General features: G+C 74.6%; 1 protein-coding gene. It reads left to right on the forward strand.

Annotated features, from left to right (window positions below; genetic code table 11):
• A partial coding sequence (locus ABZ836_RS30400; protein WP_361147599.1) for a beta-ketoacyl synthase N-terminal-like domain-containing protein occupies positions 1-3,353 on the forward strand: 3,353 nt, incomplete at both ends.

Consider the following 3,353-nt stretch of genomic DNA (forward strand, 5'->3'; position numbering starts at 1 on the left):
CGGGCCAAGACGCTCGGCGCCCGGCACCTGGACGAACTGGTGCCCGACGCCGAGATGTTCGTGCTGTTCTCGTCGATCGCCGGGGTCTGGGGCAGCGGCGGGCAGTCCGCGTACGCGGCGGCCAACGCCCACCTGGACGCCCTGGCCGAACGGCGCCGCGCCCGTGGCCTGGCCGCCACCTCGGTGGCCTGGGGCCCGTGGGCCGAAGCCGGCATGCTCGTCGAGGAGAACGCCGAGGACTACCTGCGCCGCCGCGGCCTGACCCCCCTCCCGCCGGAGCTCGGCGTGACCATCCTGGAGGACGCGGTCGCCCGGGACCTGGGCTGCCTCGTCGCCGCCGACGCCGACTGGGCGCGCTTCGCGCCCGCCTTCGGCTCCGGTCGCGCCACCACCCTCTTCGACGACGTGCCCGAGGCCGCGGCCCCGTCCGCCGCCGGTTCCGCGCCGGCGGGGGACTCCGAAGCCAACCCCCTCCTCTCCGCGCTCGCCGGAAAGGGCACCGCCGAGCGGCGGGCCCTGCTGCTGGAGACGGTCCGAGCCGGTGCCGCCGCGGTCCTCGGCCATGCCGGCGCCGACAGCATCCCCGTCGAGCTGCCCTTCTCCGACCTCGGCTTCGACTCGCTCACCGCCGTCGACCTGCGGGACCGGCTGACGGCGGCGACCGGCCTGTCGCTCTCCGCGACCCTCGTCTTCGACCACCCCACCGCCCAGGCCCTGGCCGGCCACCTCGCCGGACTGCTGCCCTCCTCCGCGCCCGGCGACACGGTGACGGCCACCGCGCCGCACGCCGTGGCCGACCCGGACGAGCCGATCGCGATCGTCTCCATGGCGTGCCGCTTCCCGGGCGGGGTCCGGTCGCCGGAGGACCTGTGGGACCTGGTCGCCCTCGGGTCCGAGGGCCTCACCCCCTTCCCCTCCGACCGTGGCTGGGACCTCTCGGCCCTCCAGGCGTCGGGAGCCTTCGCCACCGAGGGCGGCTTCGTGCACGACGCCACGGAGTTCGACGCGGACCTGTTCGGCATCTCACCGCGTGAGGCGCTGGCCATGGACCCGCAGCAGCGGCTGCTGCTGGAGACCGCCTGGGAGACGCTGGAGCGGGCGGGCATGAACCCGCGCGCGCTCCAGGGCACCTCGACCGGCGTCTTCGTCGGCGCCTCCACCTCCGGCTACGGCACCGGCGGACAGACCGGAGGCGCGGACGGTCACCTCATGACCGGCATGGCCGGAAGCGTGCTGTCCGGCCGCGTCGCCTACTCCTTCGGCCTGGAGGGGCCGGCCGTCACCGTCGACACGGCGTGCTCGTCGTCGCTGGTGGCCCTGCACCTGGCCGCGCAGTCGCTGCGTACGGGGGAGTGCTCCATGGCCCTCGCCGGCGGTGTGACCGTGATCGTCGGTCCTGACATCTTCGCCGAGTTCGACCGCCAGGACGGTCTGGCGTCCGACGGCCGGTGCAAGGCGTTCGCGGCTGCCGCGGACGGCACGGGCTGGGGCGAGGGTGTGGGTCTGCTGCTGCTGGAGCGGCTGTCGGACGCGCGCCGCAACGGGCACGAGGTGCTCGGCGTGGTGCGGGGCTCCGCGGTCAACCAGGACGGTGCGTCGAACGGTCTGACGGCGCCGAACGGTCCGGCGCAGCAGCGGGTGGTGCGGGCCGCGCTGGCCGCCGCCGGGCTGGAGGCGTCCGAGGTCGACGCGGTGGAGGCGCACGGCACCGGCACCAAGTTGGGCGACCCCATCGAGGCGCAGGCGCTGCTGGCGACGTACGGGCAGGACCGCGCGGAGCCGCTGTACCTGGGGTCGGTGAAGTCCAACATCGGTCACACCCAGGCCGCTTCGGGCGTCGCCGGTGTCATCAAGATGGTGCAGGCGATGCGTCACGGCAAGCTGCCGCGGACGCTGCACGTGGACGAGCCGACGCCGCACGTGGACTGGTCCGCGGGCTCGGTGTCGCTACTCACCGAGGACCGGCCCTGGCCGGAGACCGGCCACGCGCGCAGGGCCGGCGTGTCCTCGTTCGGCGTGAGTGGGACCAACGCGCACGTCATCCTTGAGCAGCCCGCCGAGGTGGCCGAGGTGGCTCCGGTGCGACCGGGTGCCGCGGGGCCGTGGGTGTTGTCGGCCCGGTCGCGGGGTGCCCTGGTCGCTCAGGCCGGGCGGTTGGCATCCTTCCTGGCCGAGCGTCCCGAGGCGGATGCCGCGGCGGTGGCGCACACGCTGGCGACCGGTCGTGCGGCGTTGGAGCACCGGGCGGTCGTGCTCGGTGACGACCGGGACGAACTGCTCACCGCCCTCCGGGCGTTGGCCGAGGACAGTGCCACGCCGTCCGTGCTCCACGACGAAGCAGTGCACGGTGGTCCGGCCCTGCTGTTCTCGGGCCAGGGCGCGCAGCGGGTCGGCATGGGGCGTGAGCTCTACGACGCCTACCCGGTCTTCGCCGACGCCTTCGACGCGGTGTGCGCCCGGGTGGACCTCGAGCGGCCGCTGCACGAGGTGGTCTTCGAGGACGGCGAGGCGCTGAACCGGACCGTGTACGCCCAGGCCGGGCTCTTCGCGGTCGAGGTGGCGCTGTTCCGGCTGGTGGAGTCGTGGGGGGTGACCCCGAGCGTCCTGGTCGGCCACTCGATCGGTGAACTCGCCGCCGCGCACTGTGCGGACGTGCTGTCGCTGGACGACGCGTGCCGACTGGTGTCGGCGCGGGGGCGCCTGATGGACGCGCTGCCCGAGGGCGGCGCGATGCTCGCCGTCGAGACCGCCGAGGACGGGCTGGAACTGCCCGACGGCGTGGACCTGGCGGCCGTCAACGGCCCGACGTCGATCACGGTCTCCGGGGACGCCGACGCGATCGACGCGCTGGAGGAGCGCCTGCGCTCCGAGGGCGTGCGCGTGAAGCGGCTGGTCGTCTCGCACGCGTTCCACTCGCACCTGATGGAGCCGATGCTCGACGAGTTCGCCGCCGTCGCGAAGTCCCTGACCTACCACGCCCCGACCGTCCCGATCGTGACCACGGCGACCGGCGACATCGCCACCGCGGACTATTGGGTGAGCCAGATCCGTCAGCCCGTCCGGTTCGCCGACGCGATCGCCTCCCTCGGCGGTGTCCGTACGGCGCTGGAGTTGGGCCCCGCCGGGGTGCTCTCCGCCCTGGTGACCGAGCAGGCCGACGGCCTGGCCGCGGTGCCCGCCCTGCGCGCGGACCGGCCCGAGGCCGCCACCTTCGTCCGTGCGCTGGCCCGGCTGCACACCCGCGGCGTCCCCGTCGAGTGGGGCCGGTATCTGTCGGGGCCGGGTGTGGGTCTGCCGACGTATGCGTTCCAGCGTGAGCGGTTCTGGCTGGAGGCGGTGGGGGCCGCGGGGGA

It is taken from the genome of Streptomyces sp. NPDC047130 (assembly GCF_040643475.1).
GTDB lineage: Bacteria > Actinomycetota > Actinomycetes > Streptomycetales > Streptomycetaceae > Streptomyces.